This is a genomic window from Pseudomonas sp. WC1, assembly GCF_050586565.1.
Lineage (GTDB): Bacteria > Pseudomonadota > Gammaproteobacteria > Pseudomonadales > Pseudomonadaceae > Aquipseudomonas.
The window spans coordinates 23,644-48,382 of record NZ_JBOBDQ010000046.1 but is presented as its reverse complement, the minus strand read 5'-3'; the positions used below and the strand labels follow the sequence as shown (position 1 = coordinate 48,382).

The 24,739-nt window shown below is 65.4% G+C and carries 25 protein-coding genes; 16 read left to right on the top strand and 9 right to left on the bottom strand.

Annotated elements, in window-relative coordinates:
- Positions 1–311: 311 nt before the first annotated feature.
- Together nudC and ACQ4OD_RS19455 are read right to left on the bottom strand one after the other, a co-directional pair.
- The gene (gene nudC, locus ACQ4OD_RS19460) at positions 312–1,142 is read right to left on the bottom strand and encodes an NAD(+) diphosphatase (RefSeq protein WP_110698440.1); all 831 of its coding nucleotides are present in this window, start codon (positions 1,140–1,142) and stop codon (positions 312–314) included.
- A gap of 36 nt (positions 1,143–1,178) precedes the next feature.
- Complete coding sequence (locus tag ACQ4OD_RS19455) at positions 1,179–1,991, bottom strand: crotonase/enoyl-CoA hydratase family protein (RefSeq protein ID WP_102683290.1); 813 nt, start codon at positions 1,989–1,991, stop codon at positions 1,179–1,181.
- A gap of 151 nt (positions 1,992–2,142) precedes the next feature.
- Here ACQ4OD_RS19455 and nhaB point away from each other — a divergent pair, with 151 nt between their 5' ends.
- The 5 genes from nhaB (at position 2,143) to ACQ4OD_RS19430 (ending at position 6,133) form a co-directional block, all read left to right on the top strand.
- Positions 2,143–3,645, top strand: a complete 1,503-nt coding sequence (nhaB, locus tag ACQ4OD_RS19450; RefSeq protein WP_139671902.1) for a sodium/proton antiporter NhaB — start codon at positions 2,143–2,145, stop codon at positions 3,643–3,645.
- Positions 3,646–3,875: 230 nt separating this feature from the next.
- Entirely contained in the window at positions 3,876–4,490 is a 615-nt protein-coding gene (locus ACQ4OD_RS19445) for a dihydrofolate reductase family protein (protein ID WP_430944774.1), read from the top strand.
- A 96-nt stretch (positions 4,491–4,586) separates the two neighbouring features.
- Positions 4,587–5,060 carry a GNAT family N-acetyltransferase gene (locus ACQ4OD_RS19440; RefSeq protein WP_139671911.1) on the top strand — a complete coding sequence of 158 codons (474 nt, stop codon included), beginning with the start codon at positions 4,587–4,589 and terminating at the stop codon, positions 5,058–5,060.
- Between the two features lie 34 nt (positions 5,061–5,094).
- The gene (locus ACQ4OD_RS19435; protein ID WP_430944773.1) at positions 5,095–5,760 is read left to right on the top strand and encodes a YoaK family protein; all 666 of its coding nucleotides are present in this window, start codon (positions 5,095–5,097) and stop codon (positions 5,758–5,760) included.
- 130 nt (positions 5,761–5,890) lie between these two features.
- Positions 5,891–6,133 (top strand): hypothetical protein, encoded by a 243-nt coding sequence (locus ACQ4OD_RS19430; RefSeq protein ID WP_102683296.1) that lies wholly within the window; start codon positions 5,891–5,893, stop codon positions 6,131–6,133.
- Here ACQ4OD_RS19430 and ACQ4OD_RS19425 read toward each other — a convergent pair.
- Both ACQ4OD_RS19425 and ACQ4OD_RS19420 read right to left on the bottom strand, forming a co-directional pair.
- Positions 6,123–7,007 carry an alpha/beta fold hydrolase gene (locus ACQ4OD_RS19425; RefSeq protein WP_430944772.1) on the bottom strand — a complete coding sequence of 295 codons (885 nt, stop codon included), beginning with the start codon at positions 7,005–7,007 and terminating at the stop codon, positions 6,123–6,125. The two genes, ACQ4OD_RS19430 and ACQ4OD_RS19425, sit on opposite strands and share 11 nt — an antisense overlap.
- Positions 7,004–8,074 (bottom strand): sugar phosphate isomerase/epimerase family protein, encoded by a 1,071-nt coding sequence (locus ACQ4OD_RS19420; RefSeq protein ID WP_139671920.1) that lies wholly within the window; start codon positions 8,072–8,074, stop codon positions 7,004–7,006. Before ACQ4OD_RS19420 ends, ACQ4OD_RS19425 begins: the two co-directional genes overlap by 4 nt.
- 108 nt (positions 8,075–8,182) lie before the next feature.
- On the opposite strand from ACQ4OD_RS19420, the gene ACQ4OD_RS19415 reads away from it, so the two are divergent.
- Together ACQ4OD_RS19415 and ACQ4OD_RS19410 are read left to right on the top strand one after the other, a co-directional pair.
- Positions 8,183–8,776, top strand: a complete 594-nt coding sequence (locus ACQ4OD_RS19415; protein ID WP_198755370.1) for a TetR/AcrR family transcriptional regulator — start codon at positions 8,183–8,185, stop codon at positions 8,774–8,776.
- 61 nt (positions 8,777–8,837) lie between these two features.
- Positions 8,838–9,458 carry a TetR/AcrR family transcriptional regulator gene (locus ACQ4OD_RS19410; RefSeq protein ID WP_258700977.1) on the top strand — a complete coding sequence of 207 codons (621 nt, stop codon included), beginning with the start codon at positions 8,838–8,840 and terminating at the stop codon, positions 9,456–9,458.
- A 9-nt stretch (positions 9,459–9,467) separates the two neighbouring features.
- On the opposite strand, the gene ACQ4OD_RS19405 is transcribed toward ACQ4OD_RS19410, so the two are convergent.
- On the bottom strand, positions 9,468–10,370 hold the full coding sequence (locus tag ACQ4OD_RS19405; RefSeq protein WP_430944771.1) for a LysR family transcriptional regulator: 903 nt from the start codon (positions 10,368–10,370) through the stop codon (positions 9,468–9,470).
- 90 nt (positions 10,371–10,460) lie between these two features.
- Between ACQ4OD_RS19405 and ACQ4OD_RS19400 the strand changes: the two genes are divergently transcribed.
- Positions 10,461–11,816, top strand: coding sequence for an MFS transporter (locus tag ACQ4OD_RS19400; RefSeq protein WP_430944770.1), 1,356 nt, complete (start codon positions 10,461–10,463; stop codon positions 11,814–11,816).
- Complete coding sequence (locus ACQ4OD_RS19395) at positions 11,809–12,210, top strand: DUF4440 domain-containing protein (RefSeq protein ID WP_198755374.1); 402 nt, start codon at positions 11,809–11,811, stop codon at positions 12,208–12,210. The genes ACQ4OD_RS19400 and ACQ4OD_RS19395 overlap by 8 nt, the downstream gene beginning before the upstream one ends.
- Before the next feature lie 54 nt (positions 12,211–12,264).
- Here ACQ4OD_RS19395 and preA read toward each other — a convergent pair whose 3' ends face one another.
- The 3 genes from preA to hydA form a co-directional block, all read right to left on the bottom strand.
- Entirely contained in the window at positions 12,265–13,539 is a 1,275-nt protein-coding gene (preA, locus tag ACQ4OD_RS19390; RefSeq protein ID WP_139671934.1) for an NAD-dependent dihydropyrimidine dehydrogenase subunit PreA, read from the bottom strand.
- Positions 13,540–14,907: an NAD(P)-dependent oxidoreductase gene (locus ACQ4OD_RS19385; RefSeq protein WP_258700980.1), complete on the bottom strand. Its 1,368-nt coding sequence runs from the start codon at positions 14,905–14,907 to the stop codon at positions 13,540–13,542.
- A gap of 222 nt (positions 14,908–15,129) precedes the next feature.
- Entirely contained in the window at positions 15,130–16,569 is a 1,440-nt protein-coding gene (gene hydA, locus ACQ4OD_RS19380; protein ID WP_139671940.1) for a dihydropyrimidinase, read from the bottom strand.
- Positions 16,570–17,183: 614 nt separating this feature from the next.
- Here hydA and ACQ4OD_RS19375 point away from each other — a divergent pair.
- The 7 genes from ACQ4OD_RS19375 (at position 17,184) to csrA (ending at position 24,301) form a co-directional block, all read left to right on the top strand.
- Positions 17,184–18,674 (top strand): NCS1 family nucleobase:cation symporter-1, encoded by a 1,491-nt coding sequence (locus tag ACQ4OD_RS19375; RefSeq protein ID WP_139673165.1) that lies wholly within the window; start codon positions 17,184–17,186, stop codon positions 18,672–18,674.
- Positions 18,675–18,741: 67 nt separating this feature from the next.
- Positions 18,742–20,028, top strand: a complete 1,287-nt coding sequence (locus ACQ4OD_RS19370; RefSeq protein ID WP_430944769.1) for a Zn-dependent hydrolase — start codon at positions 18,742–18,744, stop codon at positions 20,026–20,028.
- 214 nt (positions 20,029–20,242) lie between these two features.
- Positions 20,243–21,001 (top strand): molybdate ABC transporter substrate-binding protein, encoded by a 759-nt coding sequence (gene modA / locus ACQ4OD_RS19365; protein ID WP_046856203.1) that lies wholly within the window; start codon positions 20,243–20,245, stop codon positions 20,999–21,001.
- Positions 21,001–21,681, top strand: coding sequence for a molybdate ABC transporter permease subunit (modB, locus tag ACQ4OD_RS19360; RefSeq protein WP_102683308.1), 681 nt, complete (start codon positions 21,001–21,003; stop codon positions 21,679–21,681). Before modA ends, modB begins: the two co-directional genes overlap by 1 nt.
- 1 nt (position 21,682) lies before the next feature.
- The gene (gene modC, locus ACQ4OD_RS19355) at positions 21,683–22,774 is read left to right on the top strand and encodes a molybdenum ABC transporter ATP-binding protein (RefSeq protein WP_430944768.1); all 1,092 of its coding nucleotides are present in this window, start codon (positions 21,683–21,685) and stop codon (positions 22,772–22,774) included.
- A 58-nt stretch (positions 22,775–22,832) separates the two neighbouring features.
- Entirely contained in the window at positions 22,833–23,855 is a 1,023-nt protein-coding gene (locus ACQ4OD_RS19350; RefSeq protein ID WP_198755379.1) for a DNA topoisomerase IB, read from the top strand.
- A 251-nt stretch (positions 23,856–24,106) separates the two neighbouring features.
- On the top strand, positions 24,107–24,301 hold the full coding sequence (csrA, locus tag ACQ4OD_RS19345) for a carbon storage regulator CsrA (RefSeq protein WP_023628788.1): 195 nt from the start codon (positions 24,107–24,109) through the stop codon (positions 24,299–24,301).
- A gap of 77 nt (positions 24,302–24,378) precedes the next feature.
- Here csrA and ACQ4OD_RS19340 read toward each other — a convergent pair whose 3' ends face one another.
- Positions 24,379–24,738, bottom strand: coding sequence for a response regulator (locus ACQ4OD_RS19340; RefSeq protein ID WP_102683311.1), 360 nt, complete (start codon positions 24,736–24,738; stop codon positions 24,379–24,381).
- Position 24,739 lies beyond the last annotated feature (1 nt).

The window sequence follows — 24,739 nt, the reverse complement described above, 5'->3', positions numbered from 1 at the left end:
GAACGGAGGTCTTGCGGAGGGAGGTGACGGGCATGGATGCCCGTCAAGCGCTGCGCCCCAGGATGGGGCGTTCAGCGCGGTCCTCCCGGGAGCAAGGCCGGAGTGAGGGAACCCCGGAGCGAAGCGCAGGGGCCGTATGAATGGAGCGAGCGGCTTTGCCTACTTTGGCCAAGACCAAAGTAGGCCGCCGTAAGGGCGGAAAGGTGAATAAGCGTCGCCATCGCAAATGAATGCGCATACAACTTTCAAAACTAGCCACCCAACTAAAACCAGCAATCAGCAATCAGCAATCAGCAATCAGCAATCAGCAATCAGGCAGGCAAAACCGGTTCTGGCATCCCCAACCGCCGCGCCACATACAAATCAATCAGATACCGAGCAATCGACCGCCCCGCCGGCAAAGGCGGCAACGCATGCACATCGAACCACCGCGCATCCTCGATCTCATCCGCCTGCATGACAATCTCCCCCCCAGCGTACTCAGCATGAAACCCGAGCATCATCGAATGCGGAAACGGCCAGCACTGGCTGCCGACGTACTGGATGTTCTTCACCTCCACCGCCACCTCCTCACGCACCTCGCGCACCAGGCAATCCTCGGCCGACTCCCCCGGCTCGGCGAAGCCCGCCAGGGTACTGTAGACCCCACTGACGAAACGCGGCGAACGGGCCAGCAGCACCTCGTCCCCCCGAGTGATCAGCACGATCATGCTCGGTGAAATCCGCGGATAGCTGCGCAGGTCGCACGGCTGGCAATACATCGCCCGCTCCCAGCGGATCTGCGCCATCGGCTGGCCACAGCTGCCGCAAAAACGGTGCTCGCGGGCCCAGGTGCCGATCTGCGCGGCATAACCAAGTACCTTGTACGTATCGAAATCGCCTTCGAGCATGAAGCGGCGCAGCCCCTGCCAGCCACACCCCGGCACTTCGCTGGCGCTGCGTAGCTCCAGCAGGAACACCGGCTCGCCGTCCAGGTGTCCGATGCCATGCTCGCACAACACGTCCAGGTCCTGGCGCTTGAGCCAGTCGCGAGGGAACAACGCGCCGTTGGCGTCCATCAGGAACCCGTCCGGGCTGCGGGCGACGGCCAGTCCGCCGGAAATCTGCGGGTCGAGTACTGCGGTTGTCCAGCGTGCTGACATGGTTTCGGGTCCCTAGATGGCGCCCGCCACTGTCAGTCAGTCGGCGAACGTCGGTTGCTGTTTGCTCATGTGGGCGGCCATGGCCACGCGCAGGTCTTCGGACTGCAGCATGGCGGCGTTCCAGGTGGCGATGTACTCCAGGCCATCGTCGATGCGATGGTCGCGCATGTAGCTGATCATCTCCTTGGTGCCGGCCACGGCGATCGGTGATTTTGCGGCGATCTCGCGGGCGATGGCAAAGACCCCGTCGAGCAGCGCCGCCTGGTCATCATAGACGCGGTTGACCAGGCCGATGCGCAACGCTTCCTGGGCGTCGACCATACGGCCGGTGTAGGCCAGCTCACGCATGATGCCGTCACCGATGATCCGCGGCAAACGTTGCAGGGTGCCGACATCGGCGGCCATGCCCATGTCGATCTCCTTGATCGAGAACTGCGCATCACCGGCGCAGTAGCGCATGTCGCAAGCCGAGACCAGGTCGATGGCGCCACCGATGCAGTAGCCCTGGATCGCCGCCAGCACCGGCTTGCGGCAGTTGTCCACGGCGTTGAACGAGCCCTGCAGGCGCAGGATGGTGCGACGCATCATCCGAGCGTTGCGGCCGACGTCCTTGCCCAGTTGCTGGGCCAGCGCGGCCAGCATCATCAAGTCGATACCGGAGGAGAAATGCTTGCCGGCGCCGCTGAGTACCACCACCCGCACCGCGTCGGTGTCGTCGATCCACTGGAAGATCTGGACCAGCTCCTCCCAGAAGGCGGCGTTCATCGCGTTGATCTTTTCCGGGCGGTTGATCTGCACGTGGGCGATGTGGTCGGTCAGTTCGACCTTGAACGCGGTGTATTCGGTCACGGACGGCACTCCTGTGGGGAAAGGATTCACAACGGCGGATCTTAGCGCACCCGCAAGGCGGTGCATGTGCCAAAAGCCGGACTGGACAACTTGCACCCTGACGCACGATCCGGCACCGTGCGCCACTGCTGAATCAAAAGGATACAAATTCATGTCCCGCTCCCTGACCGGCGCCCTCGCCCACAGCTTCCTGGGCCAGTCGCCGCGTTGGTACAAGGCCGTCATCTGCCTGTTCCTGCTGCTCAATCCCTTGCTACTGGCAACCCTCGGTCCGGTGGTCACCGGCTGGGTGCTGGTGATCCAGTTCATCTTCACCCTGGGCATGGCACTCAAATGCTACCCGTTGATGCCCGGTGGCCTGCTGCTGGTCGAGGCGCTGCTGCTGCGCTTGACCACGCCCGAAGCCCTGTACGAGGAGTTGCAGCACAACTTCCCGGTGATCCTGCTGCTGATGTTCATGGTCGCCGGCATCCATTTCATGAAGGAACTGCTGCTGTACCTGTTTTCGCGGATCCTGCTCGGCGTGCGCTCCAAGGCCGTGCTGAGCCTGCTGTTCTGCGTGTTGTCGGCGTTCCTCTCGGCGTTCCTCGATGCCCTGACCGTGACCGCGGTGATCATCAGCGCCGCTGTAGGCTTCTATGCCGTCTACCACCGGGTCGCCTCGGGTGCCAATCCTCGTGAGGAATCGGCGCTGGACAGCGACCATCAGGTCGAGCAGTTGCACCGCGAAGACCTCGAGCAGTTCCGCGCCTTCCTGCGCAGCCTGCTGATGCATGGCGCGGTGGGCACGGCGCTGGGTGGCGTGTGCACCTTGGTGGGCGAACCGCAGAACCTGCTGATCGGCCATGAAATGGGCTGGCATTTCGCCGACTTCTTCCTCAAGGTCGCGCCGGTGTCGATGCCGGTGCTGGCGGCGGGCCTGGTGACCTGCGTGCTGCTGGAGAAGCTGCGGCTGTTCGGCTACGGCACGCTGATGCCCGAACGCGTGCGCCAGGTGCTGGCCAGCTACGCCGCCGAGGACGATGCCGCCCGCACCCAGGCGCAACGGGTGGCGCTGGTGGTACAGGGCCTGGCCGCGCTGATCCTGATCGTCTGCCTTGGCCTGCACATCGCGGAGGTGGGCCTGATCGGCCTGCTGGTCATCGTGTTGATCACCGCCTTCACCGGCATCACCGACGAGCATCGCCTGGGCCGTGCGTTCCAGGATGCCATGCCGTTCACCTCGCTGCTGGTGGTGTTCTTCGCCGTGGTCGCGGTGATCCACCAGCAGCAACTGTTCAGCCCGCTGATCGCCTGGGTGCTGGCGCTGCCCAGCGAGCAGCAGCCGGGCATGCTGTACCTGGCCAACGGCCTGCTCTCGGCAATCAGCGACAACGTGTTCGTCGCCACCATCTACATCACCGAGGTCAAGCAGGCGTTCGTCAATGGCGCGATGAGCCGCGAGCACTTCGAGACCCTGGCGGTGGCGATCAACACCGGCACCAACCTGCCCAGCGTGGCCACGCCCAATGGCCAGGCGGCGTTCCTGTTCCTGCTGACCTCGGCAATCGCACCGCTGATTCGCCTGTCGTATGGGCGCATGGTGTGGATGGCGCTGCCCTATACCGTGGTGATGGGCGGCCTGGGCTGGTGGGCGGTGACCTACTGGCTGTAATCGGACCATCTGTAGGAGCGGCTTCAGCCGCGATCACCCGCAGAGCGGGTGCCAGATTCCGCGGTGCCTGCATCGCGGCTGAAGCCGCTCCTACGGATGACCGCGTATCCCGCACCTGCTTTCTCTCCTCCCGTGCCCCCATCCGTCGAACCTGACTATCGTTCAGCACTGCTGTCGATTCTCGCCAACCCCGTTCGACTATCCAGCACACACCCGAGGAGGTTCACCCCATGCGCAAGCTCATCGTCGCCGCCTTCGTCACCCTCGACGGCGTCATGCAGGCCCCCGGCGGGCCGGAGGAAGACACCAGCGGCGGCTTCACCTTTGGTGGCTGGATCCCGCCCCTGGCCGACGAGGCCTTCGGCCAAGCCATGCAGACCTTGTTCAGCCAACCGTTCGAACTGCTGCTGGGGCGACGCACCTACGATATCTTCGCCGGGTTCTGGCCAAAGGTCGGGCCCGAGGCGCCGGACCGGCCCTTGGCCGACCTGTTCAATGGCGTGGCCAAGCATGTCGCCACGCACCATCCCGAATCCATCGACTGGCAAAACAGTCACCCGTTGGGCGCTGATGTGACGGGGGCGGTGCGCGCCCTCAAGCTACAGGACGGCCCGACGCTGCTGACCCAAGGCAGCGGCGAACTGGTACGCCAACTGCTGGCGGCCGGCCTGGTGGATGAACTGCGGTTGCTGATCCACCCCTTGCTGCTTGGGCGTGGCAAGCGCCTGTTCGGTGACGATGCCCAGGCCGCGGCCTTCACACTGGTGGAGTCGAGCAGCACGCCCAAGGGCGTATTGCTCGCCCACTACGTGCGCAGCGGCGAGGTGCAAACGGGATCGTTCTGACCAATCAGTCGAGCAGGCGCTTGAAGGCGCTGGCGAGGCCTGCGTCCGTTTTCCCCGGCGCCTTGTTATCATCCAGGCCCAACCGGGAGGGAACCCATGCTCGCCATACGCCGCGCCAGCCGTCACGACGCGCTGGACACGTACGCCATCCGCCGCCAGGCGATCCTGTGGCAGTGCACCGAAGCCTACGATGCCACCCTGGCCCAGGCCTGGGCCGACGTACCGTTCACAGAAGGCTACGCGGCCCTGGTCGCCGAGCATTTCCACCTTGCCTGCATCGACGACACGATCGTCGCCACTGGCATGCTCGACCGGCACAGCGGTGAACTGGGTGCCCTGTTCGTACTGCCGGCATTCATGGGCCGTGGCATCGCCCGGGCGATGGTCGAACACCTCGAAGGCATCGCCAGGGCCGAAGGTCTGGAAGATGTCCACCTGGACTCGACCTTGAACGCAGCGGCGTTCTATCGCCGCTGCGGCTACATCGGCGATGCGCTGTCGATCTACCAGTCACCATTCGGCCTCGAACTGTCCTGCATCCCCATGCGCAAGGTGCTGGCCGGGGTATAAGATCAAAGCCCCCTGCGCCCCGGAGACTCGCCCCATGCTACCCACCGCCACCTCCCAGCACAGTGCCCGTCGGGTCCGCTTGCAGGCCCTGCGCGGCCGGGTCGGCCTGGGGCTGGTGGCCGGATTGTCGGTGCTGGCCGGCATGACCGACGCCATCGGCCTGCTGGCGTTGGGCGACTTCGTATCATTCATGAGCGGCAACACCACGCGCCTGGCGGTGGCCATCAGCCAGGCGGACCTGGCGCTGATGCTGCGCCTGGCCCTGGCGATCCTCAGTTTCGTGCTGGGCAACACCCTGGGTGTATTGCTGGCCCGCCGCTTGCGCCGCCGCGCCGCACCCTTGCTGCTGATTACCGCCAGCCTGCTGGCGTTTGCCGCAGCGTGGCCTGCGCCCACCACATTGCCCGCGTTGATCGCGGCCACCTTGGCCATGGGCATGCTCAACGCCGTGGTCGAACAGGTGAACGGCCTGCCGATCGGCCTGACCTACGTAACCGGCGCGCTGTCGCGCTTCGGCCGTGGCCTGGGGCGTTGGTTGCTGGGTGAGCGGCGCCATGGCTGGCGGGTACAACTGGTGCCCTGGAGCGGCATGCTGCTGGGTGCCGCGCTCGGGGCCTGGCTGCAGCAACGGCTGGGCTTGCAGGCGCTGGTGACGGTGTTCATCCCGCGTGCCTGGCAACTGGGCTACATGCCGCGCTGAGGGCCATGAGCATTCCTTGAACGGCAGGCGCGCAGACGTCGATAGTCACTATCGAGCACAGCGATTTCCATCGTGCCACCGTGGCCAATAACCTGGGTTCATCGATCCGACAGCCCACGGTATCATCCCGATGAACACCACCGCCCGCCTCCTCCTCGCCACCCTGGCCATCGCCGTGCTGGGCGGTTGCGCCAGCCATCCTGAGCTACGCCCCTACAGCGCCGAGGAAGCCCGTCAGCTGCAACTCGAGGCATTGCAACGCCAGGGTCTGAGCCAGGAAGAGTACGAGCGCCGCAAACTGGCCGTGTTGCGCGCCGATCACCAGCAAGCCGTGACCGACGCCGCCAGGGCCACGACCGCGATCAGCGGTTGACCTCGACCTCTTCCAGGAACGCCAGCAGGTGCTCGTTGAACGACACCGGCGCTTCCTCCATGACGAAGTGCCCGCAACCCGGCAGGATCACCCCGCGCACCGAGTCGGCATGCCCCTGCAGCGTACGCAGCGGCGCATCGCCCGTGGCGTGCTCGGCACCGATCGCCAGCACCGGCATGGGCAGCGGACGCCTGGCACGCTCGCGGTTCTGCCTGATGGTCTCGGGGATCGCCCGGTAATAGGCGAAGCCCGCCCGCATCCCGCCCGGCGAGGCGTAGGCACGGATATAGACATCCGCCGCCACCGCATGCCGATGGATCGCCCATCGGTCGAACATGAAGTTGAGGTAGCCCTCCTCACGTCCGGCGATCAGGAACTCCGGCAGATCGCGTACCTGGTTGAACAGGAAGTGCCAAAGGAAGATGTTGTCCTGCGGCGCCACGAAGATCGACGGCGCCTCGGCAAGCCCCGGGATCACCGCCTCGGCCACCGTCAGCGAGCGCACCGCCTGTGGCCGATCACTGGCCAGGGCATAGGCCACCCACATCCCCACATCGTGACCGACCAGGTGATAGCGCTCATGCCCCAGCTGGGTCATCGCAGCATGCAGCACAGCGGCGACGCTGCCGGTGTCGTAGCCCTGCTCGGGGCGGTCCGAGTCCCCCAGGCCCGGCGGGTCGATGGCGATGGCACGGAACCCGCGCGCGGCCAGGATCGGCAGCACATGGCGCCAGGCGTACCAGGTCTGTGGCCAGCCCGGCACCAGCAGCACCGGTTCGCCCGCGCCGGCCACGACACAGTGGATGCGCTGTCCCTGCACCTGCACATAGACATGCTCGAAGGCGTCAGCCAAAGACTCGATGGCCAGGTTCATACCCGAGCCCCCGTGTCGATGCCCAGCATGCGCTGGATCTGATGGGCGTCGATCGGTGCGCCGGCGAAATCGTCGAACACCTGGTCCGTGACCCGGATGATGTGGCGGTTGATGAACTCGACGCCTTCACGGGCGCCGTCCTCCTGATGCTTCAGGCAGCATTCCCATTCCAGGGTTGCCCACCCCGCGAAGTCGTACTGCGCCAGCCGCGAGAAGATGGCCTTGAAGTCCACTTGCCCGTCACCCAGCGATCGGAAGCGCCCGGCACGTTCGGTCCAATCGCTGTAGCCGCCATACACGCCCTGCCGACCGCTCGGGTTGAACTCGGCGTCCTTGACGTGAAACATGCGGATCAGTGGGTGATAGAGGTCCAGATAGGCCAGGTAGTCGAGTTGCTGCAGCACGAAATGGCTGGGGTCGAAGAGAATGCGGCAACGCACGTGCTCACCCACCAGGGCATGGAAACGTTCGAAGCTGGTGCCGTCATGCAGGTCCTCGGCCGGGTGGATCTCGAAGCACAGGTTGACACCCTGTTCGTCACAGCAGTCGAGTATCGGCCGCCAGCGCCGCGCCAGCTCTTCGAAGGCAGCTTCGACCAAGCCCTGGGGACGCTGCGGGAACGGGAACAGGTAGGGCCAGGCCAGCGAGCCGGAAAAGGTCCCCATGTCCTCCAGGCCCAGGTTGCGGCTGGCCCGAGCCGCCAGTGTCATCTGCTCGGTCGCCCAGGCGGTGCGTTCTGCCGGCCGCCCGGCCAGCGCGGCCGGGGCGAAGGCGTCGCACATCAAGTCGTAGGCCGGATGGACCGCGACCAATTGGCCGATCATGTGGGTGGTCAGCTCGCTGACCTGCAAGCCGTGCTCGGCCAGCCGCCCCTTGACCTCATCGCAGTAGCCGGTGCTCTGCGCGGCCAGTTCCAGGTCGAACAGCCGGGCGTCCCAGGCCGGGATCTGCAGCCCCTTGAAGCCCAACTGCCCCGCCCAGTCGGCAATGCTGCCCAGGCTGTCGAACGGCGCCGTGTCGCTGCTGAACTGCGCGAGGTGCAGACTGGGGCCTTTGAGTGTTCGCATGATGCAATCCTATTGTTTGTTGATCGACAAACAATAGTATTGAATGGCGCTGCCCGTCAATCGCAAATTGGCTAGAATGCGCTTTTCACGTAAGCAGGCAGACGGGCGATGGCAGGGCGACCTCGGGAATTCGACAAGCAACAGGCGCTGCGCAAGGCGATGCGGCTGTTCTGGGAACATGGCTACGAGGGCACCTCGATGTCGGCCCTGGTGTCCGCGCTGGGCATCGCCTCCGCGCGCATCTACGCGGCCTTCGGCAGCAAGCAGCAACTGTTCGAGGAAGCCGTGGCCCTGTACGAGTCGGCCGAGGGCGGCTTCGCCGACCGCGCCCTGGCCCTGCCGGATATCCACCAGGCCCTGGCACGGATGCTCGAGGACGCCATCAGCACCTACACCCGCGCCGACGAACCCAGGGGCTGCCTGGTGGTCAGCGCCGCCAGCGGCGTGGCACCGGACAACCTGGCCGTCCAGCAGTGGTTGTCCGGGCACCGCCGGCAGCGTACCGAGTCGATCATCGAGCGCCTGCGCCAAGCCCGTGACCAGGGGCAGTTGCCGGCCGACACGCAGGTCGAGGCCCTCGGCCACTTCTATGCCACCTTCCTCCACGGTATCTCCGTGCAGGCCCGCGACGGCGTGCCCGGAGAGGACCTGCGCAGTGCCAGCCGCCAGGCACTGACGCTGTTGCCGAGCCGGCAACCTTGACCTTATCGCCGCCCCGGCAAAGCTGTTAGCCTTGCCCTGTTCAGGTCACCACGGACAGCCCATGGCCAACCACAAGATCGAGATCCGCCGGCGCAACGTCGAAAAGATCCTGCAAGCCGCCGAGCAGGTGTTCGCCGACAAGGGCTACGCCGCCACCTCCATGGGCGATATCGCCGAACGGGCGCAACTGCCGCGCTCCAACCTGCACTACTACTTCAGCACCAAGGACGACCTGTACCGCGCCGTGTTGCAGGACCTGCTGGACGTCTGGAAACAGGATGCCCTGTGCTTCGAGCACTTCGACGACCCGCGGGTGGTGCTGACCAGCTACATCCGCGCCAAGATGGGCCACTCGCGCTCGCGGCCGCTGGGCTCGAAGATCTGGGCCGAGGAGATCCTCCACGGCGCCCCGCTGCTGGGCCCCAGCCTGGACGAAATCCTGGTGCCCTGGGCGCGGCTCAAGCAGGAGAAGATCCGCAGTTGGGTCGAGGACCGACGCATCCTGCCGGTCGAGCCGTCGGCGCTGCTGTACATGATCTGGGCGGCGACCCAGCACTACGCCGACTTCGGTTTCCAGGTCACCCTGCTCAATGACGGTGAGCCGCTGTCGGACATGGCGTTCGAGCAAGCGGTGCAGACCGTGACCGGCGTCATCCTGCGCGGCATCGGCCTGGAGCCGTGAGCAGCGCCCTTAGCGCCCCAGGTGCTCGCACAGAAAATCGATGAACACCCGGGTCTTGTGCGGCACATGGCTGCTGTTCGGGTACACCACGCTGATCGGCTGCCTCGGCAGCCTGTAGTCCGGCAATACCCGCCGCAGGGTGCCGTCGGCCAGGTCCTGCTCGACCAGCCAAGCCGGCAGCACGGCTACGCCCAGGGCGGCGCAGGCCATTGCCCGAATGGCGTGGGACGCATTGGACTGGTAGGCCGCCCGGCCGACAACGCTTGCACTCCCCGCCTGCGTGCTGTGCAAGGTCCAGGCGGTCGGGCTCTGCAGGTTACTGTTGGCAATCCAGGGTGTATCCGCCAGTTCCTCGGGCCGGTCAATGGCATGGCGAGCAAGAAAGGCCGGAGCAGCCACCAGCACAATGTCGTACTCGGCCAGCTGGCGACTGCGCAGGTTCGAGTCCGGCAACGCGCCAAGGCGCACCACCAGGTCGAGCCGCTCGGCAATCAGGTCGCTCAGCGACGAGTCGGTATCGTAGCTGAGCGACAACGCCGGGTAGCGCTCGGCGAACAGCGGGATCAGCGGCAGGATGAAACGCTCGCCGTACTCCCCGGTGGTGCTGATGCGCAGTTTGCCCGATAGGCCGTTGTGCCGGCGCAGTACATTGGCGAAGGCGCCTTCGACATCGCTGACGATCACCTTGAAATCTTCATAGAAACTTTGGCCGGTTTCGGTCGGGGCGATAGCACGGGTGCTGCGCGCCAGCAGCGTCACCCCCAGGGCCTGCTCCAGCGCCTTGACGTGCTGGCTGGCCATGGCTTTGCTGATGCCGAGAAAGTCCGCCGCCTTGGTGAAAGAGCCGAAATCGACCACCGCCAGAAACGTCTGCACCCGGTTGAGCTGGGTGTGGAGAGCCGTGCGCGGCATTGTTCACTTCCATCAAACAGAGTTTCAAGGGTAGCGACATCGACAGGGGCAGTCCACGACACCTACTCTGCGCGTCGAAAAGGAGTGGCAATGACGTACCGGTATCGCGTGGCAACGATCTTCCTGATGGGGTTCTTCATCGACTGCATCAACCTGTTCATGCCGACCGTGGCGTTGCCACGGATCGCCGCCGAGTTCGCCATCGGCAACGCCAGCAGCGCGTGGGTTGGCAATGCCTACATGCTCGGGCTGACCCTGGCCGTGCCGGTGAGCACCTGGCTGGCCAATCGCTGGGGCGCGCGGCGGCTGTTGAGCGCAGCCATGCTGACGTTCAGCGTGGCGGTGTGGGGCTGCGGCGAGGCGCAGAGCTTTGCCGCGTTGATTGCCTGGCGCCTGGTTCAGGGCATGGCCGGTGGCTTGCTGATCCCCGTGGGGCAGGCGCTGACCTTCGAACGCTTCCAGGGCCCGGAGCGCGCCCGTGTGTCCACCCTGGTGATGGCCGTTGCGCTGCTGGCGCCGGCGCTGTCACCTACCCTTGGCGGGTTGATCGTCGACCATGGCCGCTGGCCGTGGGTCTTCCACAGCAACATTCCGCTGGCCCTGCTGACGGCGGCGCTGGCCTGGGCCTGGCTTGACCAGGCACCGGGTCCGACAGCGCCACGCCCGGACTTCAAGGGATTGCTGCTGGTCAGCGCCGCCCTCGCCTGCCTGCTGCTGGGCCTGTCGCTGTATGGTGCCGGCCATGGCGCCCTGCTGGCCATCGCCTGCCTGCTGGCGGGTGTGTCCTGCGCCTTGCTGTACCGCGCCCATTACCAACGCGCTGCGGCAGGCATCGTCGAGCTGAAGCTGCTCGCCAGCCCCCGCCTGCGAGTCTCGATGCAGGTCTACCATGCGATCCCCGGGGTGTTCACCGGGGTCAACCTGTTGAACATCTTCTATCTGCAGGATGTGCTGCAGCTGAGCGCCCAGGCCACCGGCCTGTTCATGCTGCTCTACGCCGCCGGGGCCTTCGCCGCCATGTTGCTGGCCGGCCGCCTGTACAACCGCGTCGGTGCCGCCCGCCTGTTGCTGCTCGGCATGCTCCTGCACAGCCTGGGTATCTGCCTGCTGGTCATGGTCGATACCCCGACGGACAACGCCGTACTGATGGCGGCCTACGGCCTCATGGGCATCGGCGGCGGCATCGGTGCCAACACCGCCCAGACCACCGCGCTGCTCGACTTCAGCGGCGAGCGGATGCAGCAGGCCAGCGTGCTGTGGAACCTCAATCGACAGATGGCCTTCAGCGTCGGCGCCGCCTTGCTGCTGATGATCTTCAACCTGTTGCTGGTGGGCCTGAGTACGCCGGACGCCTATCACCTGACCTTCACTCTGGCCGCGCTGCTCGGGCTGGCGCCACTGATGACACTGCACACACTACCCCCGGAGCCCCCTCGCCATGCCTGACCAAGCGATTGCCCGCGCCGAACGCAGCATTCATCACGTTCATGAGCTGATCCACAGAATCTTCACCCGCCCAGCGGCCGAGACCCAGGCAGTGCTCGGTGGACTGATGGCGGTGTTCGCCGATGATTTCAGCATGGTCGGCACGGCGGGCACGGTGGTGACCCGCGCACAGGTGGAGCAACTATTCAGCCGGGCGGCCGGCGCACGGCCAGGGCTGGAGATCGTCGTCAGCGACGTCCAGGTGGTATGGCAGGCCGGGGTGAACGTAGCAGTGCGCTACAAGGAAACCCATCGGTTGCAGGGTGTGGTGCAGGCACGCTGGTCACTGGCACTGCTGGAGTGCAGCAACCGCGGCGTGGTGTGGCGCTGCCTGCACGAGACCGCAATCAGCTAGCGCGGAGCTCGAGCAGGCATCACCGCTGCCGAGGCGTGTTTATCGACGGCCTCCTCAACCCGCCTCACGATAGGGATTGCGCGGATCCTGCGTCCAGTTCATGTATGGCTTGCCGGTGTCCTGCGCCTGCATGTCGATGCAACCTTCCACCGGGCAGGTGATCTGGCACAGGTTGCAACCCACGCACTCGGCCTCGATCACACTGTAGGCGTGAGTGCCGTCAGCCTTCAGGGTGCTGGCGATGGCCTGGTGCGAGGTGTCCTCGCAGGCGATGTGGCAGCGCCCGCAGCCGATGCAGGCGTCCTGGTCGATCTGCGCCACCGACTTGTAGTTGATGTCCAGGTATTTCCAGTCGGTGGTGTGCCCAACGGCCTGGCCACGAAACGCCTCGAGGTTGCGGTGGCCATGTTGGTCCATCCAGCGCGACAGGCCGTCCTGCATGTCGTCGACAATGCGAAAGCCGTGCAGCATCGCCGCCGTGCACACCTGTACCGCGCCGCTACCCAGGGCGATGAACTCGGCGGCGTCGCGCCAGGTGCCGATACCGCCGATGCCGCAGATCGGCAGCCCGCGGGTCTCGGGGTCACGGGCGATCTCGGCGACCATGTTCAGGGCGATCGGCTTGACCGCCGACCCGCAGTAGCCGCCATGGGTGCTCTGGTCGCCGACGATGGGGTGCGCGACCATGCGGTCCAGGTCGACGCTGGTGATCGAGTTGATGGTGTTGATGAGCGACACTGCGTCCGCCCCGCCCCGGTGGGCAGCGCGCGCCGACTGGCGGATGTCGGTGATATTGGGGGTGAGCTTGACGATCACCGGCAGCGTGCAATGGGTCTTGCACCAGCGGGTGACCATTTCCACATATTCGGGCACCTGGCCGACGGCGGCGCCCATGCCGCGCTCGGGCATGCCGTGGGGGCAGCCGAAGTTGAGCTCGATGCCATCGGCGCCGGTGGCTTCCACCAGCGGCAGGATGAACTTCCAGGATTCTTCGACGCACGGCACCATCAGCGACACGATCAGCGCACGGTCGGGCCAGTCCTTCTTCACCTGGGTGATCTCGCGCAGGTTGATCTCCAGCGAGCGGTCGGTGATCAGCTCGATGTTGTTGATGCCCTGCACCTGGCGGTTGGCGCCGTAGTGCGCCGAGTAGCGCGACGACACGTTTACCGCCGCCGGGTCCTCGCCCAGGGTCTTCCACACCACCCCTCCCCAGCCGGCCTCGAAGGCGCGGATTACGTTGTAGGCCTTGTCGGTGGGGGGCGCGGAAGCCAACCAGAATGGATTGGGTGCCTTGATGCCGGCGAATACGATGGACAGGTCGGCCATTTACGCAGCCTCCACGTTGAGCATGAGTTGGGCATGGATGGCTTCGGCGGCCAGCTTGCCATGTTGCACGGCCTGGACGGTGAGGTCCTGGCCCAGCGCGGTACAGTCGCCGCCGGCGTAGATGCCGGGGATGGAGGTACGCATGTGCGCGTCCACCTGTATGCGCTCGCCGTCGCGGGCCAGTTGCGCCGCCAGCGGATCGCCGAGGCTTTGCTCATCGAAGCGCTGGCCGATGGCCTTGAAGATCGCGTCGGCGGCCAGCTCGAAGGTTTCGCCGGTATCGCCCAGGCGTCCGTCGATCAATTGCGTGCGCGCGAAGCGCATGCCACGCACGCGCCCGGCATCATCCAGCAGCACGGCATCGGGCCGTGCCCAGGTGTGCAGGCGCACCTGATTGTGCTTGGCAATTTCCTGCTCATGGCCGGTGGCGCCCATGTCGGCTTCGCCGCGGCGGTACACCAGGTTGACGTCGCGGGCGCCCAGGCGGCTCATCTGCACGGCCATGTCGATGGCGGTGTTGCCGGCGCCGAGCACCAGGCAGCGGTCAGCCAACGGCAGCTGGGTGAGGTCGTCAGCCTGGCGCAGCTCACGGATATAGTCGGTGGCGGCAAGCAGGCCCGGCGCGTCTTCGTCCGCCAGGCCCAGCTGGCGCACGGCCCCCAGGCCCAGGCCGAGGAACACCGCGTCGTACTGGCCGTGGAGCTCGGCCAACGACAGGTTGCCGCCCAGGCGCTGGCCATGGAGGATCTCGATTCCGCCGATGCCCAGCAGGAATTCCACTTCGCGCTGGGCGTAGTCGTCCACCAGCTTGTAGCGGGCGATGCCGTATTCGTTGAGACCACCGGCCCTCTCCCGCGCCTCGAAGATCACCACGTCGTGGCCGTGCATGGCCAGCCGGTGCGCGCACGACAATCCGGCGGGGCCGGCGCCGACCACGGCGATGCGCTTGCCACTGGCCGGTGAGCGCTGGAACGGATGCTCGGTGAAGTCGGCATGGTCCAGGGCGTAGCGCTGCAATTGGCCGATCAGCACCGGGGCGCACTCCTGGGCGTTGTTGCGCACGCAGGCTTGCTGGCAAAGGATCTCCGTGGGGCAAACCCGGGCGCAGCTGCCGCCAAGGATGTTGGCCGAGAGAATGCGTTCGGCGGCGCCCTGCAGGTTCTCGTCACTGATGCGGTGGATGAACGAGGGGATGTCGATTTCACTGGGGCACGCATTGACGCACGGCGCGTCGTAGCAGTACAGGCAGCGCGCGCTCTCGACAGCGGCCTGGCGGGCGGTGAGCGGGGGCGCGAGGTCGCTGAAGGCCTCTGCCAGCTGGTCGGCGCCGGCGCGGGGGCGCGGCAAGTGGTTCAGGGCATCGATCACGGTTGTAGCCTCTCGCTTTTTTATGGGTTCAGGCGGCGGTCACTCGCCTGTCCGTTCTGGGGGATGGCAGTCAACAGGAGCATGTGTGTTGTAATCAGGGTGCGCTTTGCGCCCCTATCGCCGGCAAGCCGGCTCCCACAGGTTGTGCATTCAGCAGCCACGACGCGCTGTCTGTGGGAGCCGGCTTGCCGGCGATAGGGCTGCGCAGCAGCCCCAGCTGCTTCAGCGCTGAACCGGCGTCGGTTTCTGCCGTTCGGCACGCCGTTCCAGCACCTCGTACACCGAGGGATAGGCCGGGCGCTCCACATAACGCCCCGCGCCCGGCTCGGCACGCAGGTCGCCATCGGCCCAGAGCACCTTGCCCTGGCTGACGGTGTGGCTGGGGACGCCGCGCACTGTGCGGCCTTCGAAGATGTTGAAATCGACCCGCTGGTGGTGGGTCTGGGCGCTGATGGTACGGGTGCCCTGCGGGTCCCACAGCACCAGGTCGGCATCGGCGCCGACGCGGATCGCGCCCTTGCGCGGGAACAGGTTGAAGATCTTCGCGGTGTTGGTGGAGGTCAGCGCGACGAACTCGTGCATCGACAGGCGCCCGCTGTTCACCCCGGCGTCCCACAGCACCGCCATGCGGTCTTCGATGCCGGCGGTGCCGTTGGGGATCCGGCTGAAGTCGTTGCGGCCCATGGCCTTCTGCTCGGCGCAGAAGCAGCAATGATCAGTGGCCGTGGTGTGCAGGTTGCCCGACTGAAGGCCACCCCACAGCGCCTCCTGGTGCTCGCGCGGGCGGAACGGCGGGCTCATCACGTAGCCGGCGGCGGTGGCCCAGTCCGGATCACGGTAAACGCTGTCGTCGAGCAGCAGATGCCCCGGCAGCACCTCACCGTAAACCGGCTGGCCCTTGGCCCGGGCATAGGTGATCTCATCCAGCGCCTCGCGGCTGGAGACATGCACCAGATACAGCGGCGTGCCCAGGGTTTCGGCGATGCGGATGGCGCGGCTGGCGGCCTCCCCTTCGACCTGGGACGGACGCGACAGCGGGTGTGCCTCGGGGCCGGTCAGGCCCTGGGCGAGCAATTTTTGCTGCAGGTGATAGACCAGCTCGCCGTTTTCGGCGTGCACCGTGGGTACCGCGCCCAGTTGCAGGCAGCGTTCGAAGCTGGCCACCAGGGTGTCGTCGGCGGCCATGATCGCATTCTTGTAGGCCATGAAGTGCTTGAAGCTGTTCACTCCATGCTGGGCGACCAGTTCACCCATCTCCTCGGCGACCTGCTCGCTCCACCAGGTGATGGCGACGTGGAAGCCATAGTCGCTGGCACTCTTCTGCGCCCAGCCGCGCCAGGTATGGAAGGCTTCGAGCAGCGACTGCTGCGGGTTGGGGATGACGAAGTCGATGATCGAGGTGGTGCCCCCGGCCAGACCCGCGGCAGTGCCGCTGAAGAAGTCCTCGCTGGCCACCGTGCCCATGAACGGCAGCTGCATGTGGGTGTGCGGGTCGATGCCGCCGGGCATCAGGTACTGGCCACTGCCGTCGAGGATCTCACAGTCGGTGGGGGCTTCGAGGTCTTTGCCGATGGCGCGGATCAGGCCATCGGCACACAGGACATCGGCGGGGTAGCTCTCTTCATGGGTAACCACGGTGGCGCCACGGATCAACAGGGACATGCCGTTTTCCTCGCAGGCTGACCGGTCTTCTGGCCGGTTCTTGGAATTGTGTTGGCCGGGCGCTGGAGGTGATTTCATCAATCCTGTCAGGCCTGACAAGAATCGAGGCTAGTATCTGATCGGATATTCATCAAGAAAAAATATATGCAACCATCAAAAACAATAACTAATTGATTTTTAAAAATTTATTCACCAGCTCACCAAAAAGTGACACCCCTTCACCATTTTGACGCACTTGACAGGAAGCCAAATTGGTCAAGATTTTCTACGCAAAATCAGGTGTTTGTTTACTGGCTGGATGGCGCAGGCCGCGCCGGTGTTTTTCCAGGTTGCACCCGTTTGAACCACGCGGGTGCTGGACCGGCCAGACAGACGGCATGCCCAGGAGCTCCCGCTTCGCCTGCCGCCTTGATGAATGCCTTTGCAGGTCAGTGAGTTACCTCCGGTCGGCGGCGGCCTGCCGGGAAGGCGCGGGCTTTCCCGGCACGTTTGTTGAAAACGCAGGCCACAACCGCCTGGCCGGGCCGGAGGTGCAGTACTGGTGGTGTGTGTACTCCGGCCATCGCGTCAGCCCGATGAGCGACAACTACAAGAAAAAAGACCTGGAGAACCCCATGCAACAGAGCAGATCGCAAGTGGTCGAGCAGCATGGCCTGTACGAGCTCGACGCCGGCAGCGACGTCCTCGACAGCCCCCGCTACAACCACGACATCGCACCGACCAAGGTGCACCAGCGCACCTGGAACAAGTGGCACATCACTGCGTTATGGGTGGGCATGTCCATCTGCGTGCCTACCTACACCCTTGGCGGCGTGCTCACCGCCTACTTCGGCCTGAGCGTGGGCGAGGCGCTGCTGGCGATCCTGCTGGCCAACCTCATCGTGCTTATCCCGCTGACCCTCAACGCCTTCCCCGGGACCAAATACGGCATCCCGTTCCCGGTGCTGCTGCGCGCCTCGTTCGGTATCTTTGGTTCCAACGTGCCGTGCCTGATCCGCGCCGTGGTGGCCTGCGGCTGGTTCGGTATCCAGACGATGTTCGGCGGTCTGGCCATCCACCTGTTCCTGGGTTCGTTGTTCCCCGAGTGGAAGGCACTGGGTGGATCCGGCGAGGTGATCGGCTTCATGCTGTTCTGGTCGCTGAACCTGTGGGTGGTGCTGCGCGGCGCCGAGTCGATCAAATGGCTGGAGACGCTGTCGGCGCCGTTGCTGGTGGCGGTCGGTGTCGGCCTGTTGTTCTGGGCGCTGCCGCACATGTCGATGAGCGAGTTGCTGGCGCAGCCGCCCAAACGCCCCGAGGGCGCCAGCGTGGTCGGCTACTTCTGCGCCGGGCTCACCGCCATGGTCGGTTTCTGGGCCACGCTGTCGCTGAACATCCCCGATTTCAGCCGTTACGCGAAAAGCCAGAAGGACCAGATTCTCGGGCAGATCTTCGGCCTGCCGCTGACCATGTTCCTGTTCGCTTCGCTGGGCGTGATCATGACCGCTGCCTCCGCCTCGCTGGTGGGTCAGACGGTGTCCGACCCGGTGAGCCTGATCGGCCATATCCAGAGCCCCGGCTGGGTGGCCCTGGCCATGGCGCTGATCATCGTCGCAACGCTGTCGACCAACACCGCGGCCAACATCGTCTCGCCCACCAACGACTTCCAGAACATCGCCCCGCGCCTGATCGGGCGCAGCCGTGCCGTCTGGCTGACCGGCTTCATCGGCCTGGCGCTGATGGGCCACGAGCTGCTCAAGAAGCTCGGCTGGATCGTCTCCGACCTGAGCCTGGAGAGCCTGTACTCCAACTGGCTGCTGGGCTATTCCAGCCTGCTAGGGCCAATCGCCGGGATCATGGTGGTGGACTACTTCCTGGTCCGCCGCCAGCAGCTGGACCTCGCCGGGCTGTACCGCGACGACGTGTACCCGGCGTGGAACTGGGCCGGGTTCATTGCCTTCGGCGTGCCGGTGGCGCTGACCGTGATGGCGATTGGCAACAGCAGTTTCAGCTGGTTCTACGACTACGGCTGGTTCACCGGTTCGCTGCTCGGCGGCGGGCTCTACTACGCCCTCGGCGGTATCGCGGTGCGCGGCCCGGCGCGGCTGGCCAAGCCGATGCCCTGATGCGCCGCATCGCGGGGCAAGCCCGCTCCCACGTGATGGTAAAAATAACAGCCTGAGGAGACACCCCATGACCACCCCCGCCAAGGAAATCCTGCAATCCAGCCAACACCACATAGACAGTAACCGCCTGTGGCAATCGCTGATGGACCTGGCCCGCCTCGGCGCCACGCCAAAGGGCGGCGTATGCCGCCTGGCGCTGACCGATCTCGATCGCCAGGCTCGCGACCTGTTCGTGCAGTGGTGCGAAGCAGCCGGTTGCACGGTGAGCATCGACGCCGTAGGCAACATCTTCGCCCGCCGCCCAGGGCGCAACGCCAAGCTGCCACCCGTGATGACCGGCAGCCATATCGACACCCAGCCCACCGGCGGCAAGTTCGACGGCTGCTTTGGCGTGATGGCCGGGCTGGAGGTGATCCGCACCCTCAATGATCTCGGCGTGGAAACCGAAGCGCCGCTGGAGGTGGTGGTGTGGACCAACGAGGAAGGCTCACGCTTCGCCCCGTGCATGATGGGTTCTGGGGTGTTCGCCAACAAGTTCACCCTCGAGCACACCCTGGCCAAGCGCGATGCCCAGGGCGTGAGCGTCGGCGAGGCATTGAACGCCATCGGCTACGCCGGCAGCCGCGCCGTGTCCGGCCACCCGGTCGGCGCCTACTTCGAGGCGCATATCGAGCAGGGCCCGATCCTCGAGGACCAGCACAAGACCATCGGCGTGGTGCTCGGCGCCCTCGGCCAGAAGTGGTTCGACCTGACCCTGCGCGGCGTCGAGGCCCACGCAGGCCCCACGCCGATGCACCTGCGCAAGGACGCCCTGGTCGGTGCCGCCGCCGTGGTCGAGGCGGTCAACCGCACCGCCCTCGCCCACCAGCCACATGCCTGCGGCACGGTCGGTTGCCTGCAGGCCTACCCCGGCTCGCGCAACGTGATCCCCGGCGAAGTGCGCATGACCCTGGATTTTCGCCACCTGGAAGGCCAGCGACTGGAGTCGATGATCGCCGAGGTGCGCCAGGTGATCGAGGCCACCACGGCCAAGCACGGGCTGGACTACGAGCTGGTGCCCACCGCTGACTTCCCGGCCCTGTATTTCGACAAAGGTTGCGTCGAGGCGGTACGTGATTCGGCACGCAACCTGGGCCTGGCGCACATGGACATCGTCAGCGGCGCCGGGCACGACGCGATTTTCCTTGCCGAACTGGGCCCGGCGGGGATGATCTTCGTGCCGTGCGAGGGCGGGATCAGCCACAACGAAATCGAGAACGCCGCCCCCGAGGACCTCGCCGCCGGCTGCGCGGTGCTGCTGCGGGCGATGCTGGCCGCGTCGGAGGCGATTGCCAGCGGACGATTGGCGGCGTAGCGATGATCTTCTGGAGATCGCCCACCCCTTGGGCTGCGCTGTCGCGCAGGGAATAGCGTTCAAGCATCACCTGCGTGGGAGCGGCCGTGCGCCGCTGCCACGCAGCTCCACAACAAGACCACCACCGACGGCAAATCACACCAACCCCTTCCCGACAGACGGCTTATCGCTATATATTCCGCACCATAACGATAATCCCTCAGGAGCCGTCTTCATGCGTATTCGCTTGTCCTATCTGGCCGCCAGCACCCTCGCCAGCCTGATCTGCCTCAACAGTGCCTGGGCCGATGAAGTCCAGGTCGCTGTCGCGGCCAACTTCACAGCGCCCATCCAGGCCATCGCCAAGGATTTCGAGAAGGACACCGGCCACAAGCTGGTCGCTGCCTACGGCGCCACCGGCCAGTTCTACGCACAGATCAAGAACGGCGCGCCATTCGAAGTGTTTCTCGCCGCCGACGACAGCACTCCGGCCAAGCTGGAACAGGAAAAGGAAATCGTTGCAGGCTCGCGCTTCACCTACGCCATCGGCACCCTGGCGCTGTGGTCGGCCAAGCCAGGCTATGTCGACGCCAAGGGTGATGTGCTGAAGAAGAACGAGTACAAGCACCTGTCCATCGCCAACCCCAAGGCCGCGCCCTATGGCCTGGCCGCCACCCAGGTACTGGACAAGCTGAAGCTGACCGAAGCCACCAAGGCGAAGATCGTCGAGGGCCAGAACATCACCCAAGCCTTCCAGTTCGTTTCCACCGGCAACGCCGAGCTGGGCTTCGTCGCGCTGTCGCAGATCTACAAGGATGGCAAGGTCAGCGAAGGCTCCGCCTGGATCGTGCCCGCCGAACTGCATGACCCGATCCGCCAGGATGCGGTGATCCTCAACAAAGGCAAGGACAACCCGGCCGCCAAGGCCCTGGTCGATTACCTCAAGGGCCCGAAAGCCGCCGCGGTGATCAAGTCCTACGGCTATGAGCTCTGATGCCTCTCGACGCCAGTGACCTGGGCGCCATCTGGCTGACCATCAAGCTGGCCAGCCTGACCACCGCCATCCTCCTGGTGCTGGGCACGCCCATCGCCTGGTGGCTGGCGCGCACCCGTTCCTGGCTGCGCGGGCCGATCGGCGCGGTAGTGGCCCTACCCCTGGTGCTGCCGCCAACGGTAATCGGCTTCTACCTGCTGCTGGCCCTCGGCCCCCATGGCTGGATCGGCCAGGCCACACAGGCTCTGGGCCTGGGCAGCGTGGTGTTCAGCTTCACCGGGCTGGTGATCGGCTCGGTGGTGTACTCGATGCCCTTCGTGGTGCAGCCATTGCAGAACGCCTTCGGCGCTATTGGCCAGCGCCCGCTGGAGGTGGCAGCGACACTGCGCGCCAGCCCCTGGGACACCTTCGTCCACGTGGTACTGCCCCTGGCTCGCCCCGGTTTCATCACCGCCAGCATCCTCGGCTTCGCCCATACCGTCGGCGAGTTCGGCGTGGTGCTGATGATCGGTGGCAACATTCCCGACAAGACCCGTGTGGTCTCGGTGCAGATCTTCGATCACGTCGAGGCCATGGAATATAGCCAGGCCCACTGGCTGGCCGGGGCCATGCTGGTGTTCTCGTTCCTGGTGCTGCTGATGCTCTATGCCGGCCGCCGTGGCAAGGCAGGCTGGAGCTGAAATGAGCGCATCGATACAGGCGCGCCTGAAACTGGCGCGTGACGACTTCACCCTGGACGTCGACCTTGACCTGCCCGGTCGCGGCATCAGCGCCCTGTTCGGTCACTCCGGCTCAGGCAAGACCTCGTGCCTGCGCTGCCTGGCCGGCCTGGAACGGGCCGCCAGCGCCTACATCGAAATCAATGGCGAGGTGTGGGAAGACAGCGCCCGCGGGCACTTCATCCCACCTCACCGGCGCCCGGTCGGCTACGTGTTCCAGGAGGCCAGCCTGTTCCCGCACCTGTCGGTGCAAGGCAACCTTGAGTTCGGCTGGCGCCGTATCGCACCGCAGGCCCGCAAGATCAGCCAGGAACAGGCCTGCCAGCTGCTGGGCATCGGCCACCTGCTGGCGCGCAAGCCGGCGACACTGTCCGGCGGCGAGGCACAACGCGTCGGCATCGCCCGAGCCTTGCTCAGCAGCCCGCGACTGTTGCTGATGGACGAGCCCCTGGCTGCGCTCGACAGCGCGCGCAAGCGTGAAATCCTCCCGTACCTGGAGCGCCTGCACGACGAACTGGATATCCCGCTGATCTATGTCAGCCATGCCCAGGACGAAGTGGCGCGCCTGGCCGACCACCTGGTGTTGCTCGAACAGGGCAAGGCGGTGGCCAGCGGGCCGATCGGCCAGACCCTGGCCCGCCTCGACCTGCCATTGGCCCAGGGCGAGGATGCCGGGGTGGTGCTCGAAGGCGTGGTGGTGGGCCACGACCCGCATTATGAGCTGTTCGACCTGCGCCTGTCCGGCACGGAGGGGCAATTGCTGCGTATCGCCCACCCCGCCTTGCAGGTGGGCAGCAGCCTGCGCCTGAAGGTCCAGGCCCGGGACGTCAGCCTGGCATTGGCCGCCGACGGCGCGTCGAGCATTCTCAACCGCCTGCCGGTGCGGGTCCGCGAATGCCGCCCGGCGGACAACCCGGCCCATGTGCTGGTCAGCCTGGATGCCGCCGGCAGTGCGCTGCTGGCACGCATCACGCGCTATTCGGCGGACCAGCTCGACGTGCGCGCGGGCCAGTTGCTGTGGGCGCAGATCAAGTCGGTGGCGCTGTTGGGCTGAGCAATGACGCGGCGGATGCTGTCCATTGCAGCATGAGTGCCCTCGATGGACTGCGCCGATGCCCGACTGCCCGTTGCCTGCCGCCCTGCATTATGTCGATGACAGCCAGCCCGGCCTGACCCGCCGGCGCTGGCGCGACCGCTTCCACTATTTCGACGCCGGCAACCAGCGGGTACGCGATAAAGAGACCCTGGCACGCATCGCCGCCCTGGTGATCCCGCCGGCCTACACCGACGTGTGGATCTGCGCCGACCCGCAAGGGCACTTGCAGGCCACCGGGCGCGACGCCCGGGGGCGCAAGCAGTACCGCTACCATACGCAATGGCGCGAGCTGCGCGACCAGCACAAGTACGCGCGCATGCTGGCCTTCGCCGAGGTGCTGCCGAAGCTGCGCAAGCAACTGGACACGCACCTGGCTTCCCCCGGACTGGGCCGGGAGAAGGTCATGGCGCTGGTGATCAGCCTGCTCGACACCACGCTGATCCGCATCGGCAACCGCCAGTACCTGCGCGACAACCGCTCCTACGGGCTGACCACCCTCGACACCCGCCATGTGCAGGTCAAGGGCAGCCGTATCCGCTTCCAGTTCCGCGGCAAACGCGGTGTCGAACACAACGTCACCCTGACCGACCGACGCCTGGCCGGCCTGGTCAAGCGCTGCATGGAACTGCCCGGCCAGGCTTTGTTCCAGTACCTGGACGAACATGGACAGCGCCATGGCATCGGCTCGACCGAGGTCAACCAGTTCCTCCAGCAGCTGACCGGCGCCGACTTCACCGCCAAGGACTACCGCACCTGGGCCGGCAGCAGCCTGGCCCTGAACCTGCTCAGGCCACAGGCCTGGGAGCCCGACAGCGAGGCGCGTCGGCAGGTCGCCGCCATCGTCCGCCAGGTGGCGACGCGCCTGGGCAACACTCCGGCTGTGTGCCGACGCTGCTACATCCATCCCGCCGTCCTTGAGCACTTCCACCTCGGCCGTCTTTCGGCATTGCCCCGTGTCCGTCCGCGCAAGGGATTGGAAACCGAGGAAGTGGCACTGCTACGTTTCCTGCAGATGTTGGAGCGCCAAGACGATCATTGACGGACACTATTTACTTCATCGAGCAGAGAAATTTCCCATATGGCGCCAAGCACCCTATCCTTGCCACCGAGCACCTTGCCGTGGAGTGGCCTCGCAGCCCTGCCGGCACCTGCAACTAAAGATCGACAACAGAATTTGTCTGTCGGGGAATTACTATCCGCCGAAAGCGTCTTTAATGAGAAGGAAGAGGGACAGGCTCCCACCGCAGAGCACCTGGCTCGGCGGTTTTCTACATCACCAAGGAGAACTACATGCTGATACTCACCCGCAAGGTTGGCGAAAGCATCGTCATCGACGATGACATCAAAGTCACCATTCTGGGCGTCAAGGGGATGCAAGTGAGGATCGGTATCGATGCACCGAAAGATGTCCAGGTGCACCGTGAAGAGATCTACAAGCGGATCCAGGCGGGCAGCCCGGCGCCCGAAAAAAGCAACGACGAGTAACCCGCACGCCAACTGCATCATGCCGCACGGATGCGCCTGATCGATTGCCCGCCCATGCGGGGAGCCTCTCCTGAACCTCAGGTGCCCAGCAGTTCGCGCACCGTGGCGATCATCCGGTCCATGTCGAATGGCTTGTCGAACACCGCCGCGAACCTCCCGGGGCAGGCCCGACCCTGACTGGCCTGGGCGCCACTCATGAGAATGACCGGCAGGTCCGCCAGTTGCAGCTCTTCACGTATGGCTTGCAGCAGTTCTTCGCCATTGAGCACCGGCATCATGTAGTCGGTGATCACCAGGTCCACGCGCTTTTCCTTCAAAGCCTCCAGGGCCTTGCGCCCGTTGCTCGCCTTTTCAACCAGGTAGCCTTCGTCCTCCAGGGCAAAACCGAGGATATCGGCAATCAGGTACTCGTCGTCGACGATCAGGATGCTGTTCATC

Excerpts from the sequence above, each read along its gene's own strand:
- nudC (WP_110698440.1), bottom strand. The coding sequence starts at position 1,142 with ATGTCAGCACGCTGGACAACCGCAGTACTCGACCCGCAGATTTCCGGC.
- nhaB (WP_139671902.1), top strand. The coding sequence starts at position 2,143 with ATGTCCCGCTCCCTGACCGGCGCCCTCGCCCACAGCTTCCTGGGCCAG.
- ACQ4OD_RS19445 (WP_430944774.1), top strand. The coding sequence starts at position 3,876 with ATGCGCAAGCTCATCGTCGCCGCCTTCGTCACCCTCGACGGCGTCATG.
- ACQ4OD_RS19440 (WP_139671911.1), top strand. The coding sequence starts at position 4,587 with ATGCTCGCCATACGCCGCGCCAGCCGTCACGACGCGCTGGACACGTAC.
- ACQ4OD_RS19435 (WP_430944773.1), top strand. The coding sequence starts at position 5,095 with ATGCTACCCACCGCCACCTCCCAGCACAGTGCCCGTCGGGTCCGCTTG.
- ACQ4OD_RS19430 (WP_102683296.1), top strand. The coding sequence starts at position 5,891 with ATGAACACCACCGCCCGCCTCCTCCTCGCCACCCTGGCCATCGCCGTG.
- ACQ4OD_RS19425 (WP_430944772.1), bottom strand. The coding sequence starts at position 7,007 with ATGAACCTGGCCATCGAGTCTTTGGCTGACGCCTTCGAGCATGTCTAT.
- ACQ4OD_RS19420 (WP_139671920.1), bottom strand. The coding sequence starts at position 8,074 with ATGCGAACACTCAAAGGCCCCAGTCTGCACCTCGCGCAGTTCAGCAGC.
- ACQ4OD_RS19415 (WP_198755370.1), top strand. The coding sequence starts at position 8,183 with ATGGCAGGGCGACCTCGGGAATTCGACAAGCAACAGGCGCTGCGCAAG.
- ACQ4OD_RS19410 (WP_258700977.1), top strand. The coding sequence starts at position 8,838 with ATGGCCAACCACAAGATCGAGATCCGCCGGCGCAACGTCGAAAAGATC.
- ACQ4OD_RS19405 (WP_430944771.1), bottom strand. The coding sequence starts at position 10,370 with ATGCCGCGCACGGCTCTCCACACCCAGCTCAACCGGGTGCAGACGTTT.
- ACQ4OD_RS19400 (WP_430944770.1), top strand. The coding sequence starts at position 10,461 with ATGACGTACCGGTATCGCGTGGCAACGATCTTCCTGATGGGGTTCTTC.
- ACQ4OD_RS19395 (WP_198755374.1), top strand. The coding sequence starts at position 11,809 with ATGCCTGACCAAGCGATTGCCCGCGCCGAACGCAGCATTCATCACGTT.
- preA (WP_139671934.1), bottom strand. The coding sequence starts at position 13,539 with ATGGCCGACCTGTCCATCGTATTCGCCGGCATCAAGGCACCCAATCCA.
- hydA (WP_139671940.1), bottom strand. The coding sequence starts at position 16,569 with ATGTCCCTGTTGATCCGTGGCGCCACCGTGGTTACCCATGAAGAGAGC.
- ACQ4OD_RS19375 (WP_139673165.1), top strand. The coding sequence starts at position 17,184 with ATGCAACAGAGCAGATCGCAAGTGGTCGAGCAGCATGGCCTGTACGAG.
- ACQ4OD_RS19370 (WP_430944769.1), top strand. The coding sequence starts at position 18,742 with ATGACCACCCCCGCCAAGGAAATCCTGCAATCCAGCCAACACCACATA.
- modA (WP_046856203.1), top strand. The coding sequence starts at position 20,243 with ATGCGTATTCGCTTGTCCTATCTGGCCGCCAGCACCCTCGCCAGCCTG.
- modB (WP_102683308.1), top strand. The coding sequence starts at position 21,001 with ATGCCTCTCGACGCCAGTGACCTGGGCGCCATCTGGCTGACCATCAAG.
- modC (WP_430944768.1), top strand. The coding sequence starts at position 21,683 with ATGAGCGCATCGATACAGGCGCGCCTGAAACTGGCGCGTGACGACTTC.
- ACQ4OD_RS19350 (WP_198755379.1), top strand. The coding sequence starts at position 22,833 with ATGCCCGACTGCCCGTTGCCTGCCGCCCTGCATTATGTCGATGACAGC.
- csrA (WP_023628788.1), top strand. The coding sequence starts at position 24,107 with ATGCTGATACTCACCCGCAAGGTTGGCGAAAGCATCGTCATCGACGAT.
- ACQ4OD_RS19340 (WP_102683311.1), bottom strand. The coding sequence starts at position 24,738 with ATGAACAGCATCCTGATCGTCGACGACGAGTACCTGATTGCCGATATC.